The following is a 16,130-nucleotide window of genomic DNA, read 5'->3' as shown; positions in this document are numbered from 1 at the left end:
GGATGTCCCACTGCCTCTATGACCCGGCGAGAGGTGCCGAAGTAATCGTCGGCCGCGAAATCAGTCGGACACAGTCGCGGGGAGGGTGAACCGAGGAAAGAGCGTCGGGTCCAGAAACGACACCACTTCGGCGATCGCCCCGTCGCGCACCACCAGCACATCGAGTGCCATGGCCGCGAATACACCGCTGTCGGCGTCCCACCAATAGGTGCCGAAGGCTGGTTGACCATTGGCCACGGTGGGCAGGAAGCGCCAGCGCCAGCGCAGCGGACCGGTGACGATGAAGTCCCGGATGGCTGCTTGCCCGGCATACCATTCGGGCAGCGGCGGCATGGCGTACCGGGCATCGGCGGCGAGTAGTCCGACGATGGTGTCCACGTCGGCCGCCTCCCACGCGGCCGCGTAGCGCAGGGCCAGGTGACGAGTGTGCGGATCGCCGGGGTCCTGGGAGGACGCGGACCTTTCCTGTGCGACGTGCGCGCGTGCGCGCTGCAGCGCACTGTTGGCCGAGGCGACTGTCACATCGAGCAGTTCGGCTGTTTCCTGTGCCGTGAAGCCGAGGACATCGCGCAGGATCAACGCGCCGCGCTGAACACCCGGCAACTGCTGGATCAACGCCACAAAGGCCAATTCCACGGCTTCTCTGGCCGTATAGCGAGCCTCCGGTCCCGGCTCGCCCACACCGACGCCTGGATAGGGCTCGAGCCAGATCCGCTCGGCCGCAGGCGCATTCGGCGCACTGTCGGTGGGTAGTTCGCGACGCCCCCGCTGCTCGAGCATCGTCAGACAGCGATTCGTGGCGATCTTGTACAGCCACGGCCGGAACTTCCGTGGGTCGGTGAGGTTCGCGCGGGAACGCCACGCACGCAGCAGGGCTTCCTGCAACGCGTCATCGGCGTCGTGCACCGAGCCCAGGAATCGGTAGCAGTGCACGTGCAATTCCGCGCGCAGCGGGCCGACGAGTCGATCGAAGTCGGTCCGGTCGATGGTCGAATCGCCCGCAGGGTCCATCCTGCCGATGATGGCACACCGCCCGAGGCGATGCGGTCGCCTCACCACCCCCTGCCGGACGTCGGCTCGCTCGCACCGGTTCCGCGATGCTCGCGAGTCACTGGTCGAATGCGAGGTCGAGGATTCCACTTCGAGGCAGTGACTGACAGGCAAGTCGAACACCGCGGGCGAGGTCGTATTCGTCGAGGGTGTGGTTCTCGCGCAGGTGGACGTCACCTCGGCGCAGGGTGTACGCGCATCCGCCGCAGGTTCCCTCGCGGCACACGTAGGGCACGTCCAGTCCGCGAGCGAGCAGCACATCGAGAAGCACGGCATCCCTCGGCCAGGTGATGGAATGCACCTCGTCGTCGAGCTCGACCGTTGCGGTCGAGCTGGACGCGCTGTCACAGATCGCAGGCGCGGGTGCGCTGAAAGCGTCGGTGGTCAGCGAAGTGAAGGTCTCGGTGTGAATGTGGGGCGCGGCAAGACCGTTGGCAATCAGTGCGCCGCGAGCTGCCGCCATGAACGGGGCCGGTCCGCAAAGATAGGCGTGCGACTCAGCGGGCGCGGTGAGCCAAGACCGGAGTGCGGCCTCGGTGGGTCGACCGGATTCCGATTCCAGCCACTGCGTGATGGTGAGCCGGTCCGGGTGGCGTCGGGCCAGTGCATCGAGGTCGCGAGCGAAAATGACGGATTCCGCGCAGCGGTTGGCGTAGGCCACCGTGATCGGATTGTCGTGCAGGGCAAGGGCTGTCCGCAGAATCGAGATGATCGGGGTGATCCCGCTACCCGCGGCAACCAGTAGGAACGGCGCGGTCCAGTCTCGCGGGACGAAGCTGCCCGCCGGTGGGAGAACGTCGAACAGGGTGCCGGTCGCCGCGTTGTCGCAGATCCAGTTCGACGCGCGGCCGTCAGGCACGCGCTTGACCGTGATGGTCGGGCGTGTCGGCGAGTGCGGTGCGCTCGACAACGAGTAGCAGCGGGTCAGCGGGCCGTCCGAGCACGGCACGCGCAGGGTCAGGAACTGTCCGGGCCGGTAGTCGAACGAGGCCGACGGGCCCGCCACCGTGTCCAGCGTCAACGACACCGCATCGGCCGTCTCCTGGATGACATCACGCACTTCGACTCGGTAGATATGCGGGTTGAGATCTGTGGCTGACATCGTCGTGCAACTCCCTTGTAGCAGGTAGCGAGCCTCTCGGCCCACCATGGGCCGATAATGTGCCATTGACAAATGGCACATTAGATGATGACACTGAGGCTATGACAACGACAAGGTCAACGGCGACCTCACGGTTGGCGACGACGATCACGAGGAAGCCCTCACGGCGATCCCGATGGGCACTGACAGCGGGCCGCTCTGTGTTGCGTCCCGTCAACTGCGCACTGCCCCACAATCGGCTCGGCATCGCCGCGGCTCGAGGGATGACCGCCGCGATAATGGCCGCCGGCGGCCCGACTCCACGGGGAACCCAGGTCACACCGGTTCGGTCGGGTCCCGTTCGCGGAGACTGGGTTCGCGCCGCGGGTGTCGAATTCGGTGACCGGGCAATCTATTTCGTCCACGGCAGCGGATATGTCCTCTGCTCTGCCCGCACACACCGCGGGTTGGCGGCCCGGCTCTCCCGGGAGACCGGATTGCCGGTGTTCGTGATCGACTACCGGCTCGCACCGGAGCATCGGTTCCCCACCGCGGCCGACGATGTCACGGGCGGATACCGCTGGTTGCTCGACAACGGCCGTCGAGCAACGGATGTGGTCATCGTGGCCGACTCCGCCGGTGGCCACCTGAGCGTGGACCTCCTGCTGGACAACGCCAGGACCTCGACCCCGCAACCCGCCGGTGTCGTACTGTTCTCGCCGCTGATCGATCTCTCGTTCACCTTGGCCGAGCACCATCAACGCCACGGCGCCGAAGCCATGGCCTCGGCGCGCGTCGGCCGCAGAGCAGCTGAGCTCTACATCGCGCAGGAACCAGCCGACTCGCCGCGACTGCGACTGCGAGTCCCGCCGGGAACCACGCTGCCACCGCTGTTCGTGCAGGCCAGCGACGCGGAGATGCTGGTAGGCGACGCCGTGCACCTGCGCGAGATGGTGGTAGCCGCAGGCGGCTCCTGCGAACTCGAGCTGTGGCCCGGACAGGTCCACGTCTTCCAAGCCCTGCCACTACTCGTGCCCGAGGCCACAGCGGCGCTGCGCCGAGCGGCCCGTTTCATCGCCGACGCACTGGCGAATTCGAATACCTCGACCCGAGAGCGAGTGAGCTGACCGTGGGAATTCTGGACTTTCTGCCGGGCAACAGCCGACGATCCTATGGCGCCAAGGCCGTGGTCACCGGGGCGGGCAGCGGTATCGGGCGGGCGTTCGCGCTCGAACTCGCCGCCCGCGGCGGCCAGGTGGTGTGCGCCGACATCGACAAGGATCGAGCCGAAGAGACTGTGCGGTTGATCGCACGCGTGCACGGCGCGACCGCACATGCGCTGTTCTGCGATGTCGCCTCCCGCGCCGACATGGAGAGCCTGGCACTGCACACCGAACTGCTCCTGGGCGGCCCGCCCACGCTGGTCGTCAACAATGCCGGCGTCGGCATCGGTGGAAGCCCCGTCGGCGACATCGGTCTCGACGACTGGCAATGGGCACTCGGCATCAACCTGTGGGGTGTGGTCCACGGCTGTGAGCTGTTCACCCCGCAACTGCGTGCGGCCGGCCGCGGCGGCATCATCAATGTCGCTTCCGCGGCGGGGTTCGCCGCGGCACCGACCATGGGCCCCTACAACGTGTCCAAGGCCGCGGTCATGTCGCTGTCGGAAACGTTGGCCGCCGAGCTCTCGGGGAGCGGGGTCGCGGTCACCGTGCTGTGCCCGACCTTCGTCAAGACCAATGTGGCCCGCGACGGCCGGATCGACGATGCCGCGATGAACCTGGCCGAAACGCTGATGCGCTGGACCGGCTACTCGCCCGAGCGCGTCGCCCGGATGACTCTCGATGCCAACGACCGAGGTCGGCTCTACGTCTTGCCCCAACTCGACGCCCGCCTGATCTGGCTGCTCAAGCGGCAATTCCCCACCCTTTACACCCGCGGCCTCGGCACGCTCAATCGTCTGCTCCCGCATGCCGATTCGAACCCGAAGCCCGCCCCGACCGCCGACACCGAGAAGACAGGAGTCTGAGATGTCCTTCGACTTCGACGACATGCTGGCCAAGATCAAGGCCCGCCAGTGGGCACTGGCCGATATCGACTGGGACGCGCCGGGCGCCGAACTCGTCGACCCCGACCTGCACGCCAAACTCAAGCCGTTCATGGCCGATCTGATGTGGATCGAGAACGTCGGCGCCCGCGGATTCGCGGCCATGGCGCAGAAGGCGCCCACCGAGACGCTGCGCGAGATCTACCGCTACTTCCACGCCGAAGAGCAGCGCCACGCCAATGCCGAGCTGGCGCTGATGCGCCGCTGGGGCATGCTCGACGGCGACGAGATCCCGGAACCCAACATCAACGTCAAGCTGGTGATCGATTTCCTGGACAAGCATGCCGACGGCATGTCGCTGTCCTTCCTCGGCACGGTTATCCCGATGCTCGAGGTCGCCCTCGACGGCGCGCTGATCAAATTCATCACCGACGAGATCACCGACCCCGTCGCGCAGGAGGCGTTCAAGAAGATCAATGCCGACGAATCCAGGCACCTGGCCACCGATTACGCGGTCATGGAGCTGCTCGGCCATTCCACCGCTCGTAAACTGTTCATCGATCTGGTCGGCGGCTGGGCCAAACCATCGCTGCTCATCGGTGTCTTGAGCTATGTGCCGCTGTTGAACAAGATGCGCGACAATGTCGTCGACATGGGCGTGGACGAGGAGCGTCTGTACGCGGCGATGCGGCGCTTCAAGGCCGTCGGTGAACGCAATCCGATCGCCAACCGCGTACCCATGTATCGCATCGTCAAGATGCATGCCAACTGGGTGATCAACCGCGACCACCCCTACCACCTGCTTGCCGACGCGCTGGTGAAAATGACCGCGCGCGTTCCCGACCGCTTCCTCGGACCACAGCCCACCTGGTCCAAGGAACTGACCTACGAGCCGGTCGCGTGAGCACCGCCGAGCCACTGGATGTGGCGATCATCGGCGCGGGTTTCGCGGGCATCGGCACCGCGATTCGACTGCGACAGAAGGGCATCACCGACTTCGCGATCTTGGAACGCGGGTCTCGAGTGGGCGGCACCTGGCGGGACAACACCTATCCCGGTGCGGCCTGTGACATTCCGTCACGGTTGTACTCCTACAGCTTCGCGCCCAACCCGGACTGGTCACACACCTACTCCGGCAGTTCCGAAATTCTCGACTACATCGAGTCGATGGTCGACGGATTCGGCCTCCGGTCCCGGATCAGGTTCGGGCACAACGTCACCGGGACCACGTTCGACGAGGCGAGCGGGCTGTGGAACATCACCATGGCAGGTCGCCGACGCGCGGTGCAGGCACGCACCATCGTCATCGCCTCCGGACCGTTGTCCAATGCCGGCTTTCCCAGCATTCCCGGGATCGACGACTACCAGGGGCACAAAATCCACAGCGCGCGCTGGGATCACGACTACGACTTCACCGGCAAACGAGTCGCCGTGGTCGGCACCGGCGCCAGTGCCGTGCAGATAGTTCCCGAACTCGTGCGCCGAGCCGCGGCGGTCAAAGTGTTCCAGCGGACTCCCGGTTGGGTGCTGCCCCGGCTGAACCGTCCGACCAGCGCACGTACCAAACAGCTGTATCGTCGGCTGCCCGTCACCCAGTCCCTCGCCCGCCGAGGGTGGTTCTGGGGGCACGAATCGGTCGCGCTCGGGGTCGTCTGGAACACCCCGCTGACCCGAGTCGTCGAATCGGCGGCCAAGCTGCACCTGCGCACCCAGGTGCGCGACCCGTGGCTGCGCCGCCAGCTCACCCCCGGGTTCCGCGCAGGCTGCAAGCGCCTGCTGATGACCAGCGAGTACTACCCAGCGCTGCAACGTGACAACTGCACCCTGGTCACCTGGCCGATCGCGCGCATCAGTGAACACGGCATCCGCACCGCCGAGGGTATCGAGCACCGCTTCGACGCCATCGTCTTCGCCACCGGGTTCGAGGTCTCCAAGACCGGCAGCCCGATTCCGGTGACCGGCCGCGACGGACGGGTGCTCGCCGAGGAGTGGCGCAAGGGCGCGTACGCGTACAAGAGTGTCGCCGTGGCCGGATATCCGAACCTGTTCCTCACGTTCGGCCCCAATTCGGGACCCGGCCACAATTCGGCGCTGGTGTACATGGAGGCGCAGATCGACTACCTGACCGACGCCATCGACATGATCCTGACGCGGAAGCTGCGAACCATGGAAGTACGCCGCGACAAACAGGACCGGTACAACGAGCGGCTGCAGAAACGCCTGTCGGCGACGACGTGGAATTCCGGCTGTCGCAGTTGGTATCTCACCGAGGACGGCTTCAACGCCACGATGTTCCCGGGCTTCGGCAGCCAGTTCGTCCGGCAACTGGCCGTCGTCGACCCCGACGACTTCCTGCTCACCCCGTCGGATGCGCAATCGGCGAGCGGAACCAGCGATCGTGCCGTGGTCCCGCTCGGCTAGGGTGACAACGACCCCTGTGTCCATGTCCCCGGGGATGCACCCGGGGACATGGACACAGCCGGTGGCCGCTGGACGAACAGGAGACGAGACGGGTGTCGGAGTACCGCATCGATGATCTCGCCCGCGCCGCCGGGACCACCGCCCGCAACGTGCGTGCTTACCAGGAGCGCGGACTGCTCCCGGTGCCGACCGCTCGCGCCGGGCGCGCCCTGATCTACGACGACTCCCATCTCGAGCGCCTGAAACTCATCGATGCGCTGCTGCAACGCGGCTTCACCACCGCTCACATCGCCGACTTCATCACCAGTTGGGAAACCGGCAAGGACCTCGTCGATGTCCTCGGATTGCCGCGTGCGGCGACCCCCGACCCGGCCACCGCCTCGCTCGAGGTCCCCCTCGAACTCGTCTCGACCTTCCTGGGCGCCGAAGCGAACGATCCGACGATGCTGACCCGCCTCAGCGAACTCGGGGTGCTCCGAGTCCGCGGCGACATGGTGGAATTCACCGATCCACTACTGCTGGAGACCTTCGCCGACCTGCGCGAATACCAGTTCGACCTGCGCCGCCTCGCCGACCTGCAAGCAGTGGTCCAGCATCGTCTCGACGACATAGCCCACCAGATGTTCACCGTCACCCGAGATCATCTCGTCGAACTGCACGGCCCCGGATGGCTGCCCACCACCGACGCTGAGATCAGCGAAACCACCACCATGATCAACCACCTGCGCAACGTCGCCGTTGCCGCCGTGCAGCACACTCTCGTCCAAGCACTCGACCGCGCGTTGACTCAGGAACTGGGCGAATACCTCGCCGCCACCGCAGAGGCTGCCGCAGACCCGCAATAGCGGGTCCAACCAGGTCGGCCGCTGCTCGGCGGAGGTGACCGCAGTGCCCGGCTCCGCTCAGGGAACCGCCGGCGGGCGGTCGGGAACCAGCAGCGTGGCGATCTCCGTGCCGATGCCAACGGCGTTGTTGTTGTCGGCGTCGGAGGACGGACCGAGGGTGGCGTAGACGACGACGGTCGTCTCGGTTTTCGTGTCGTAGAAGGCGACACCGTCGTAGCCGCCGTAAGACGGATTCATGAACAGCCAGTCGCCGAGGTGGACCACGCCGAAGGCGAAGTACTTCTCTGCCGTGAAGGGGCCGAGGCCCGCGGTAGACGGGCCCATCATCTGCTGGAACTGGTCGGGGGTGAGCCGTTCGCCCGTGCCGAGGGCGCGGACCCAGCGGCCCACGTCGGCGACGGTGGAGTTCATGTTGCCGCTGTGCAGGAAAGCGGTGGGGTTCCAGAAGGTGGAGTCTTCGAAGAACCCTCGTTCATTGGTATAGCCGTGCAGGATCGGTTCGTCGACCTGTGGAGTGAGCACTACCTCGCTGTCGTGCATGCCGAGCGGGTCGGTGATGTGTTCGGCGATCAGCTCGCCCAGGGGCTTGCCCGCTGCCTTCTGCAGCACTTCGCCGAGGACGACGAGGTCGCTGTGGGCGTAGGCGAAACTTGTCCCCGGTTCGAACAGGGGCGGACGGGCGTTGGCGCGGTCGAGCAGTTGCGGGGCGGTCCATTCGCGAATCGGGTTCTCGCCGAAGATCTTCAAGAACTCCGGTTCGGTCACGTAGTCGGAGATGCCGGAGGTGCTGTCGGCGAGCATGCGCGGGGTGATCTTGTCGGCACGCGGGAAATCGGGCATCCAGCGGGCGATGGGCTCGTCGATTCTCAGCACACCCTGTCCGTCGAGTCGCCACAGGACTGTCGACAGCATGGGTTCCATGGGCTGGCCGACCCGCAAGCGCATCTGCGCTGTCGCGGGCACACCGAGCGGCGATCCGCCCTGCGCCCCGAGCGCGAGCTGCTCCTCGCCCCGCCATGCGCCGTAGACCGCCGAACTGAGATCGAGTTCAGCCATCTTGGCGCGCACGATGTCGGCGATCTTCGCCGCCTCGGCACTGTCCACCGGCGAGGACGGCGAGCCGGCGGACTTCTCCTCCGCGGCGCAACCGCCCGTGACGACGGCGAGCACGACCGCGACCACCCCCCATGCTCTGCGATACCGGGGCAACACGCTCATGACGGCGATCCCTTCGTCGAGGAATGCTCACGATCAGCAGCGATGTCGAATCTACGCTCCGCCGCCGCTCGACCGGCTGAGGCTCGCGAGATACAGCGATCGACACGATGGACCGTCGCTACCGACCCGAGTTGGTCGGCTATTGGGCGCTGGCCGCGGGGCGGACGACGATCTCGTTCACGTCTACTTCCGCTGGTTGGCCGATGGCGAAAGCGATGGCGTCGGCGATGGCAGCAGCCGGGATCGCGACGGATCGGTAGGACTTCATTTCCTCCCTGGCTGTGCGGTCCGAGATCGACTCTGCCAGTTCGGATTCTGTGACGCCGGGCGAGACCGTCGTCACCCGGACGTCGCCCGCTGATTCCTGGCGCAAACCCTCGGAGATTGCCCGGACGGCGAACTTCGTGGCGCAGTAGACCGCTGCGGTCGGGACCACCTCGTAGGCGCCGACCGAGGCGATGTTGACGAAATGCCCGCTGCCCTGGGTCCGCATGATCGGAAGGGCGGCGGCTATGCCGTGCAGGACGCCGCGGACGTTGACATCGAGCATGCGGTTCCACTCGTCGATCTTCAGCGCGTGCAGCGGTGAGAGCGGCATGACGCCCGCGTTGTTGACCATGACGTCGATGCGGCCGAAGCGCTGGTGGGCGGTGGTGACGAACGCTCGCACGTCGTCGAGGTCGGTGACGTCGACGCTGTGGAAGGCCGCCTGCCCACCCGAGGTGCCGATTTCCTCGACCAGGCGGTGCAGGCGGTCGGTGCGGCGTGCGCCGAGGAATACCTGGTGGCCGTCGGCGGCCAGCTTCCGTGCGGTGGCTTCTCCGATACCGCTGCTGGCTCCGGTGATCAGCACTGTCTTGGGCTTGGTCATGATGTTCGGTCCTCTCGATACAGGACGAGGTGCTCGTGGTACAGCACGCCGTCGCGGATATCCCCGGTCGCGGTGAAGCCGAGGTCGTCGATGTAGTCCAGATGATTTCCGGTCACCGTGTAGCGGCCGGTGTAGGCGCTGCGGCGTGAGCCCCTGGCTTCGTCGTAGCGACCGTCGGCGCGCAATTCCTGCCGGATGTGCCCATCGCCGGTCACCCACATGCCGACGACGTCTGCCCTGTCGATGGTGGTCCTTGAATGCATGACTCGAGTCTGTCCAGGTCCCAGCAGCGCGAACAGGCCGCGACCCACCTGGGTGCCGTACACCCTGGCAAGGCTGAAGCGGCGCCGCTGCCCCCGCTTGGGTAGGTGTATCGCGCCCACCTACGAGCCCGGATCCGGAACTACGCTCGATTCATGTCGTCCAATGAGCTCGGAGATTTCCTCCGGTCGCGTCGCGCGCAGATCTCGCCCGAGCAAGCCGGAGTTCGGACCTACGGCGTTCGTAAAGTAGCGGGCCTTCGGCGCGAGGAGGTCGCGTTCCTCGCCGGGGTGAGATGTTCGTTACACACTCCTTGCTCCTCGTGCGCATGAGGTACTCGACGATGTCGCCCCTTCGCGCATCGTCCTAGCATCTCGTTGTCTGGCAGCCCTCAACGAAACACAGGACCGCATCCGCTCCACTAACAGACTCGTTTTGGGTGAAACCGACTGCAGGTTCGAGTCTTTCGCAGCGAAACATTCACTCGGTACCTCCATCGCAGGCAGCCATTTGTGTGTACGGTAAGTGTCCGTCGCGGCATGTGTGATCCACAGGTTGCGCGTCTCCAAGCGCTGTTCTCTATTCAGTTAGGTGGTATGCGGTGGCTGGTGTCATGAAGGAGATGCGGTTCGGCGATTTGGAGGTGCTGGTAGAAGCGGTTTCGGTTCCCGGCACCGAGCGTACGAGCACTGGGACCGGGCCGTCAGCCGGTCGGATGGTTGATGCGCTCGAACGGGCGCGGGCAGTCATCAACGCAGCGGCCTCCTCGACCGCGAACACGGTGCGGGAGTTGGGGGACAAGACTCGCCCCGATAGACTGGAAGTGGAGTTCGGGGTCGGGTTTTCGGCTAAGGGCGACATCATTGTGGCCAGCGGCTCAGCCAATATGACCCTGAAGGTGAAGCTAATCTACGACGCACACACCGTAGAAGCCACAGAGGACACTAGCGCTGACGACTCCCTGCCACTTTCGTCGTGACCATCGGCAGTACTGCGAATGACCTGGATATGCGGGTACCTGCATATTTAGGCCGGATCCTGTCCGGAGATATTCCTATGGGGACTTGTTTTCAGGTCGCACCTGGGGTATTGGTTACCGCGGCGCACGTCCTAGATCAGGTCGGTGCTCGAGATCGAGATGCAGTCGTGCGGGTGGACGCACTCGCCGGTGGGATGCCAGCGTTCGATGCGCGTGTCGCCGCAGTGGATCTTTTGCATGATCTGGCGGTGCTAACCAGCCTGACAGCTCTGCCAAAATCCATTGAGGGCTGGGCGGCCACCGACTCGGTCATCTTGAGCACGAACACGATCATCACCGGCGTGGTGGAGGTTCCGGACCACGAACACACCTACCGATTCCTTGACGCCCCCGGTTGGTGGGAGGGCGGTACCACGCGTGATGACCAAGTCCGCCTCGGCCGGGTAAAGGCATCGACAGTGATGAGGGGGATGAGCGGGGGTCCAGTTCGCCGCGCGTCCGATGATTTCGTGGTGGGGGTGGTTTCTGCCCGATACAACAGTGTCGACGGTTGGGGCCGTGACAGCGTATTCGTCGCCCGGATCGAAAATCTACAGTCTCTACTGGAGGGGATAGTCAACATTGAGATTGCTGGGCCTCTACCGCTGGAAAGCCTGCCGGTAATACAAGCTGAGGCTGCTCCGGGCGCCCCGATGATTGTCGACCATGCTCTAGTCTTCGTAAACATACAGGAACAGGCCACCTTCCACCCCTTCGAATTTCAGACTTCAAGTTTGAATCTACACAAGCTTCCTGGGTCTAGAAAGTCGCAGTCTGTGATTGTTTTCGTCCACGGACTTAACGGTAACGGCTACAGCACTTGGGGAGAGTTCCCGTCGTTCATATATCACAATTCAGTCGGCGTTCGCATAGACATAGCTATGTTTGATTACTTTAGCGGGCACAGACGAAGATTCAAGAGTCGGGCGAACGTAGACGGCATCACAAGCCTTCTCGCCGAAAGGCTGAGTCAACTCGCCCGGCTATACGACGAAATATATATTGTGGCCCATAGCATGGGCGGATTGGTCGCGCGGGATGCGATCAAAAAATACGTAGACATTTTCGATCGCTCCGAAGGGCTGAAGCCGATAGCGGGGCTAATACAGTTTGATACACCCCTTGAGGGATCCGGATGGTCCCCAAGAATGGCGAGAATCGTTTTTACCGAAGCCAGAATTCTTCACCGCTGGTCGAAGTACCAACTAATGTTGCGCAAATACTTTGACAACCATTTCGATGTGCACGATAGTTCCAACCTTGGTAATAGGAACTACTTAATGCCCATATATGCCGGATATGCGGAGCTGGATTCTATCGTCACAAAGGAAAGCGCTACAGCAGGTATTCCAGAAAGGCAATGCTACGGTTTTAAAACAAGCCACTCGGATATCGTCAAGCCGCAAACATCCAACGATGAACAGGTCAAGTTCGTCTTGAATGCTGTGATAAGAACAATGGGGAATAGGGCAATCCGGCGAGTGCACTGGATGAGAGAGAAGCGAGACCAAGGCGCCAGCGGACAACCGGAGAGCATGGAAACCCGGCCATCCAAACCCAGCGACCTATTGATTACTGACGTTTTCCTGGATCCCGATTCCATCAACTGGAAGCAGATCTATGACGAGGTCTTGCGGTCAGTCTCGGATACTTATCCTCGCGTTCAGGTCGTTGACGTTGCGACAGTTGCTTACGACTGGAAACCCGAGCTTTTGCTATCTATTCACGACTCGTCTCGAATTCGGTCTGGCGACCCGGGATCAATTGAGCTCGTTCGACAAGTCAGGAAAAGATACGATGAGCTCGACAGTGAGACACGGCTAGTATCAGTTGGAAGCGAGAATGAACATGCGATACCTAGAATATCGGTGGCGGCTGGGCTGGACGGAGTCGGCAGTCGTCCGCTTCGCCGGCGCATAATGATAGATTCAGCGGAGGACGACGACGAACTAAGGGAGCGGTTGCACATACACGTGGAGACCTTGGTTACCGAAATTGAGAATCGTCTCGATAAGCCAAAGGACCGTATATGAACCTCGCATGGCTTGTTGCAATCTATAGTCCGCATGAAATCGCCGCTCACCCCAATTTCAACACGGAAATTGTTCGTGCGGAGGCCGAGCTCGCCGCGATTTTGCTGGATCGCACCCCGCCGAGTAAAGCCTTCAAATTTCCCGGGATAAAGCAATCCGCAGGGGTAAACGACCCTGCCGTGGATCTCATTTACGGTTTGATCACCAGCCAGTCGGGTGAAAACGGCCTGGAAGAGCTTGGCGGCGCTATCACTGCGACGGATCCTAATGCAGACCTCGCCAGGATCACGGCCTTGGCAACGGTTTTTTCTACCCTTGGCGGAGACAGCGAACGGTACGATCTAATCGATCGAGTACTCACAGTTACACTCGCGCGATTCAATGGGCGCCACAGCTCGCCATCTAAGCTGTGCCAAGCAGTATTGTACCAACAGCGAGCCTTGCGTAAACGCGACTTTGGGTTCAAATTCTCGGACGACGTAATTTCCGCCGCGCGCGCACTCTCAGAAGTCGAGATCGATTCGTGCCTCAATTTCGAGCTCAATGATGTGACTGCCTATACGCCAGAACTGATAGTAACAAACATTATCGAAGGGCTGAAGCGAGCCATCTGGAGCGTTTATCCCGAACGAAATATCAAATCCTCCGGTCTGACGTCGCTAATCCCCCCTCTGATGAGCCAGATTGTTCAGGTTCGCGCCGAGAGCCTATATGTCATCCACCAAGGTGAGTCTCATCAACTCGGTCGGTTACTTGAAGAGAAATACAAAGAACAGCTAACAAGGAATTCCTCGCAGACTTTCGGAAAATCGGCACCGGATATCTACTTTCAGACACTGGCCTACGGCCTTCTCGGACACGCTGCAGTCTATGCGTCGCGAAAAGAACTCGCTATTATGCGTATAGTTCGCCATCTGCCTGATCTGAGCGGCGTAAATGTTTCCCATTGCCTACGCCTTCTACGGCTCGCGTGCGCCAACTCCGAACTCACGCTGCTGGTGGATAGGCTTATCTATGATGGACCACTCGATGCCTTGATCCAGGATGCAAGCAACATCTTGAATTTTCGGACACACATCGATTCTATTCGCGCCGGCGAACTGCAAGTGCTCAGCGCCGCAGCTGAGCTCCTTTCTAGCACTGACGCCGATCGAGCCTTACATATAGCGTTGAGTGTTCTGGACAAAGGTGGGCCGACTCTGCCACCAGGAAATTGGCAGACAGCCTCCACTTTGAATGAACCTGCCTGGCTGGCGGCGGCGGATCTCGCCTCTCGTATTGGCGAAGATTCCGCTCTCGCCGAGCGCCTACTTCGGGCTATGTCGAGCCCGGATAGTCAGGATGAGCTGTGGGATCGAGTCTTTTCCAAAGTCATAAGAAGAATCCGTTGGGAGCTGGTCGACCTACGATTGCAGAATGAGTGCAAACTGATTTTCGAAGGGCTCCCCGGTGAAGTATTCGAGAGTTCCCGGAATCAGCTCATAAGGGCTAAAGTCTTGGATGATCGACCTCCAACCATATCCAATACGGGAGACACCTATACCGACCTCTCTGATGCGCTTAGCCATTACTTGCGAACGGAGTCTGCACCGCCTCAAGAACTCGTAGATAAGATCGTTCAAACTTCAGTTCGGGGAATGCGTACAGTACGTGAAGAAGCACGTAGCGGACAACATAGTGGTATGGCTGTCGATCCAAGTACACTGGCAGCCTTTGTCGTAGAATTTGATAAGACAAGCGAACTCACTAGCGAATTGCTCGCGTTCGTCACCGACCAAAATGTTTTCCAGTCAGTTCGCAGGCATGCACTGAAGATACTGTCCGAGTCCAACGTATCCATTCCACAATCCATCATTGAGCGCCATCGGGACCGGATACTGTTGGAAATCAGCGCGCCGGACACGAGTTCGATTTCCTGGTTCGAAGAAGCAACTAGGGGAATTCCCAACATCGCTGCACTGCGGTTCGTCGCAGCACACGATATCTTGCCTACGCCCGTAGTGATTCGTACTATTTTTCCGTGGGTCACGTCGACCGACCGTCGACTGCGCAAGGATACCGCGGAGGCGATCGCGCAATTCATTTCGTCGCAGCCTAGCGTGCCGTTACAGGGTATGGCGATCCAAATGAGTTACGATCAGGACGCTGAGGTGAGGGCGGCAATAGTTCCCGGCCTGGTTGCCTCTTCTCAAGCAGCGCTTTTATTCTCAGATGAGTCGAAGGCTAGATTGATAGAAATGTTGGACGATGACGGAATTCTTGTTCCTCTTGTTGTCCTTCGGCGTATTTGCAATCTCCTGGACTCCACATGGCCCAAGCGTGAAAAGATCACAGAGATTCGTTCTAACCACCCGTCACGCAGAATTCGCGATGCTGCCGCCAAGATATCCTTACCTCAAGGATGAGTCCTACCAATTTGCATCGCCACCGATTACCGAGCTACCGATGGTCCGGCACGGGGGAACGATTTTGTGCAGGTCCCAGCATCATCTGAGTTCCCTTCCGGTCGTGGCGGATCGCCAGGCGGCAATATGCGGCCAGCGTTCGGAAAGCCAACATGTTCGGTGTTGAGATTCCCTACGGTGATGACGACGAACCGCTAGACGCCAGCCAGCGGCTTCCGGGGGCTTCGCGCGGGTGTACGGTCTCCCAACGGACGGAGCGACTCGATCATCAATGCCATGACCGCTCCTCACGGGCATGCGTATTGTACGCAGTTCGGACCGCAGGGAGTGCGGAGGTGATGCCACTCACTGGGGAGAGATGTTCGTTACACACTCCTTGCGCCGCGACAGTGCATCACGCGTGAAGTCCTGACAGGTGATTTGTGGCAAGCCCCGAAGGGGTGCGGCAGCCGCTCTGTTTGGGCGGCGAGGCGGGCGCGTGATCTGGGAACTCATCGCGCCCGACTGCCTCGCCGCGTAAACGAGCATAGCTCTCGCCGAGTCGGGGCTCGTCGGCCACGTTCGGCCCCGAAAGGGGTGGTGGCAGTTCGGATGCCACGCGGGTGATTCGACTGCGGAACAGGCGCGAGGCTGCCCACAGTCGAACCAGCGATCAGCTCATCTGCTCGGCTGCGCTGAGTGCCTCCGCGGAGATGACTGCTCGTGCGCCGATGACCTCGATCCCGAGCAGCATGTCATCGGTACCGAAGTCCAGCACGAGGTCCGCCACTTCCAACGTGATGGTTTGCTGCCGTACTGCTTCCCCCGGTTCGATACGGCCGTTGAGGTAGATCATCGCGGCGTTGGCTTCCGCGTCATAGGTCATCCGCACGGGTTCAAC

The 16,130-nt window shown here is 62.0% G+C and carries 14 protein-coding genes; 8 read left to right on the top strand and 6 right to left on the bottom strand.

Going from position 1 to position 16,130, the window contains the following annotated elements:
* Positions 1-60: 60 nt before the first annotated feature.
* Together ACFWUR_RS15220 and ACFWUR_RS15215 are read right to left on the bottom strand one after the other, a co-directional pair.
* The gene (locus tag ACFWUR_RS15220; RefSeq protein ID WP_378907092.1) at positions 61-1,011 is read right to left on the bottom strand and encodes an RNA polymerase subunit sigma-70; all 951 of its coding nucleotides are present in this window, start codon (positions 1,009-1,011) and stop codon (positions 61-63) included.
* 97 nt (positions 1,012-1,108) lie between these two features.
* Positions 1,109-2,152, bottom strand: coding sequence for a 2Fe-2S iron-sulfur cluster-binding protein (locus ACFWUR_RS15215; protein ID WP_378907090.1), 1,044 nt, complete (start codon positions 2,150-2,152; stop codon positions 1,109-1,111).
* Positions 2,153-2,415: 263 nt separating this feature from the next.
* Here ACFWUR_RS15215 and ACFWUR_RS15210 point away from each other — a divergent pair, with 263 nt between their 5' ends.
* The 5 genes from ACFWUR_RS15210 (at position 2,416) to ACFWUR_RS15190 (ending at position 7,444) form a co-directional block, all read left to right on the top strand.
* Positions 2,416-3,258, top strand: a complete 843-nt coding sequence (locus ACFWUR_RS15210; protein WP_378907088.1) for an alpha/beta hydrolase — start codon at positions 2,416-2,418, stop codon at positions 3,256-3,258.
* Positions 3,259-3,260: 2 nt separating this feature from the next.
* Positions 3,261-4,160 (top strand): SDR family NAD(P)-dependent oxidoreductase, encoded by a 900-nt coding sequence (locus tag ACFWUR_RS15205; protein ID WP_378907086.1) that lies wholly within the window; start codon positions 3,261-3,263, stop codon positions 4,158-4,160.
* 1 nt (position 4,161) lies between these two features.
* The gene (locus ACFWUR_RS15200; RefSeq protein ID WP_378907084.1) at positions 4,162-5,082 is read left to right on the top strand and encodes a ferritin-like domain-containing protein; all 921 of its coding nucleotides are present in this window, start codon (positions 4,162-4,164) and stop codon (positions 5,080-5,082) included.
* Positions 5,079-6,599, top strand: coding sequence for a flavin-containing monooxygenase (locus ACFWUR_RS15195; protein ID WP_378907082.1), 1,521 nt, complete (start codon positions 5,079-5,081; stop codon positions 6,597-6,599). The genes ACFWUR_RS15200 and ACFWUR_RS15195 overlap by 4 nt, the downstream gene beginning before the upstream one ends.
* A gap of 92 nt (positions 6,600-6,691) precedes the next feature.
* Positions 6,692-7,444 (top strand): MerR family transcriptional regulator, encoded by a 753-nt coding sequence (locus ACFWUR_RS15190; RefSeq protein ID WP_378907080.1) that lies wholly within the window; start codon positions 6,692-6,694, stop codon positions 7,442-7,444.
* A gap of 57 nt (positions 7,445-7,501) precedes the next feature.
* Here ACFWUR_RS15190 and ACFWUR_RS15185 read toward each other — a convergent pair whose 3' ends face one another.
* From ACFWUR_RS15185 to ACFWUR_RS15175, 3 genes are all read right to left on the bottom strand, one after another.
* Positions 7,502-8,662, bottom strand: coding sequence for a serine hydrolase domain-containing protein (locus ACFWUR_RS15185; protein ID WP_378907078.1), 1,161 nt, complete (start codon positions 8,660-8,662; stop codon positions 7,502-7,504).
* 139 nt (positions 8,663-8,801) lie between these two features.
* The gene (locus ACFWUR_RS15180) at positions 8,802-9,533 is read right to left on the bottom strand and encodes an SDR family oxidoreductase (protein ID WP_378907077.1); all 732 of its coding nucleotides are present in this window, start codon (positions 9,531-9,533) and stop codon (positions 8,802-8,804) included.
* Positions 9,530-9,796 carry an Atu4866 domain-containing protein gene (locus ACFWUR_RS15175; RefSeq protein ID WP_378907075.1) on the bottom strand — a complete coding sequence of 89 codons (267 nt, stop codon included), beginning with the start codon at positions 9,794-9,796 and terminating at the stop codon, positions 9,530-9,532. The genes ACFWUR_RS15180 and ACFWUR_RS15175 overlap by 4 nt, the downstream gene beginning before the upstream one ends.
* Before the next feature lie 599 nt (positions 9,797-10,395).
* Here ACFWUR_RS15175 and ACFWUR_RS15170 point away from each other — a divergent pair.
* The 3 genes from ACFWUR_RS15170 to ACFWUR_RS15160 all read left to right on the top strand — a co-directional run bounded on the left by ACFWUR_RS15170 (position 10,396) and on the right by ACFWUR_RS15160 (position 15,250).
* The gene (locus tag ACFWUR_RS15170) at positions 10,396-10,773 is read left to right on the top strand and encodes a CU044_2847 family protein (RefSeq protein WP_378907073.1); all 378 of its coding nucleotides are present in this window, start codon (positions 10,396-10,398) and stop codon (positions 10,771-10,773) included.
* Positions 10,774-10,946: 173 nt separating this feature from the next.
* The gene (locus tag ACFWUR_RS15165) at positions 10,947-12,845 is read left to right on the top strand and encodes an esterase/lipase family protein (protein WP_378907071.1); all 1,899 of its coding nucleotides are present in this window, start codon (positions 10,947-10,949) and stop codon (positions 12,843-12,845) included.
* On the top strand, positions 12,842-15,250 hold the full coding sequence (locus ACFWUR_RS15160; RefSeq protein WP_378907069.1) for a hypothetical protein: 2,409 nt from the start codon (positions 12,842-12,844) through the stop codon (positions 15,248-15,250). The genes ACFWUR_RS15165 and ACFWUR_RS15160 overlap by 4 nt, the downstream gene beginning before the upstream one ends.
* A gap of 652 nt (positions 15,251-15,902) precedes the next feature.
* Here ACFWUR_RS15160 and ACFWUR_RS15155 read toward each other — a convergent pair.
* Positions 15,903-16,115, bottom strand: a complete 213-nt coding sequence (locus tag ACFWUR_RS15155) for a DUF2283 domain-containing protein (RefSeq protein WP_378907067.1) — start codon at positions 16,113-16,115, stop codon at positions 15,903-15,905.
* Positions 16,116-16,130: the final 15 nt, after the last annotated feature.

Origin of the sequence: Nocardia sp. NPDC058633 (assembly GCF_042717045.1) — a bacterium.
Lineage (GTDB): Bacteria > Actinomycetota > Actinomycetes > Mycobacteriales > Mycobacteriaceae > Nocardia.
Note: the sequence above shows the minus strand (reverse complement) of the source record. Positions and strands in the feature narration are given on the sequence as shown.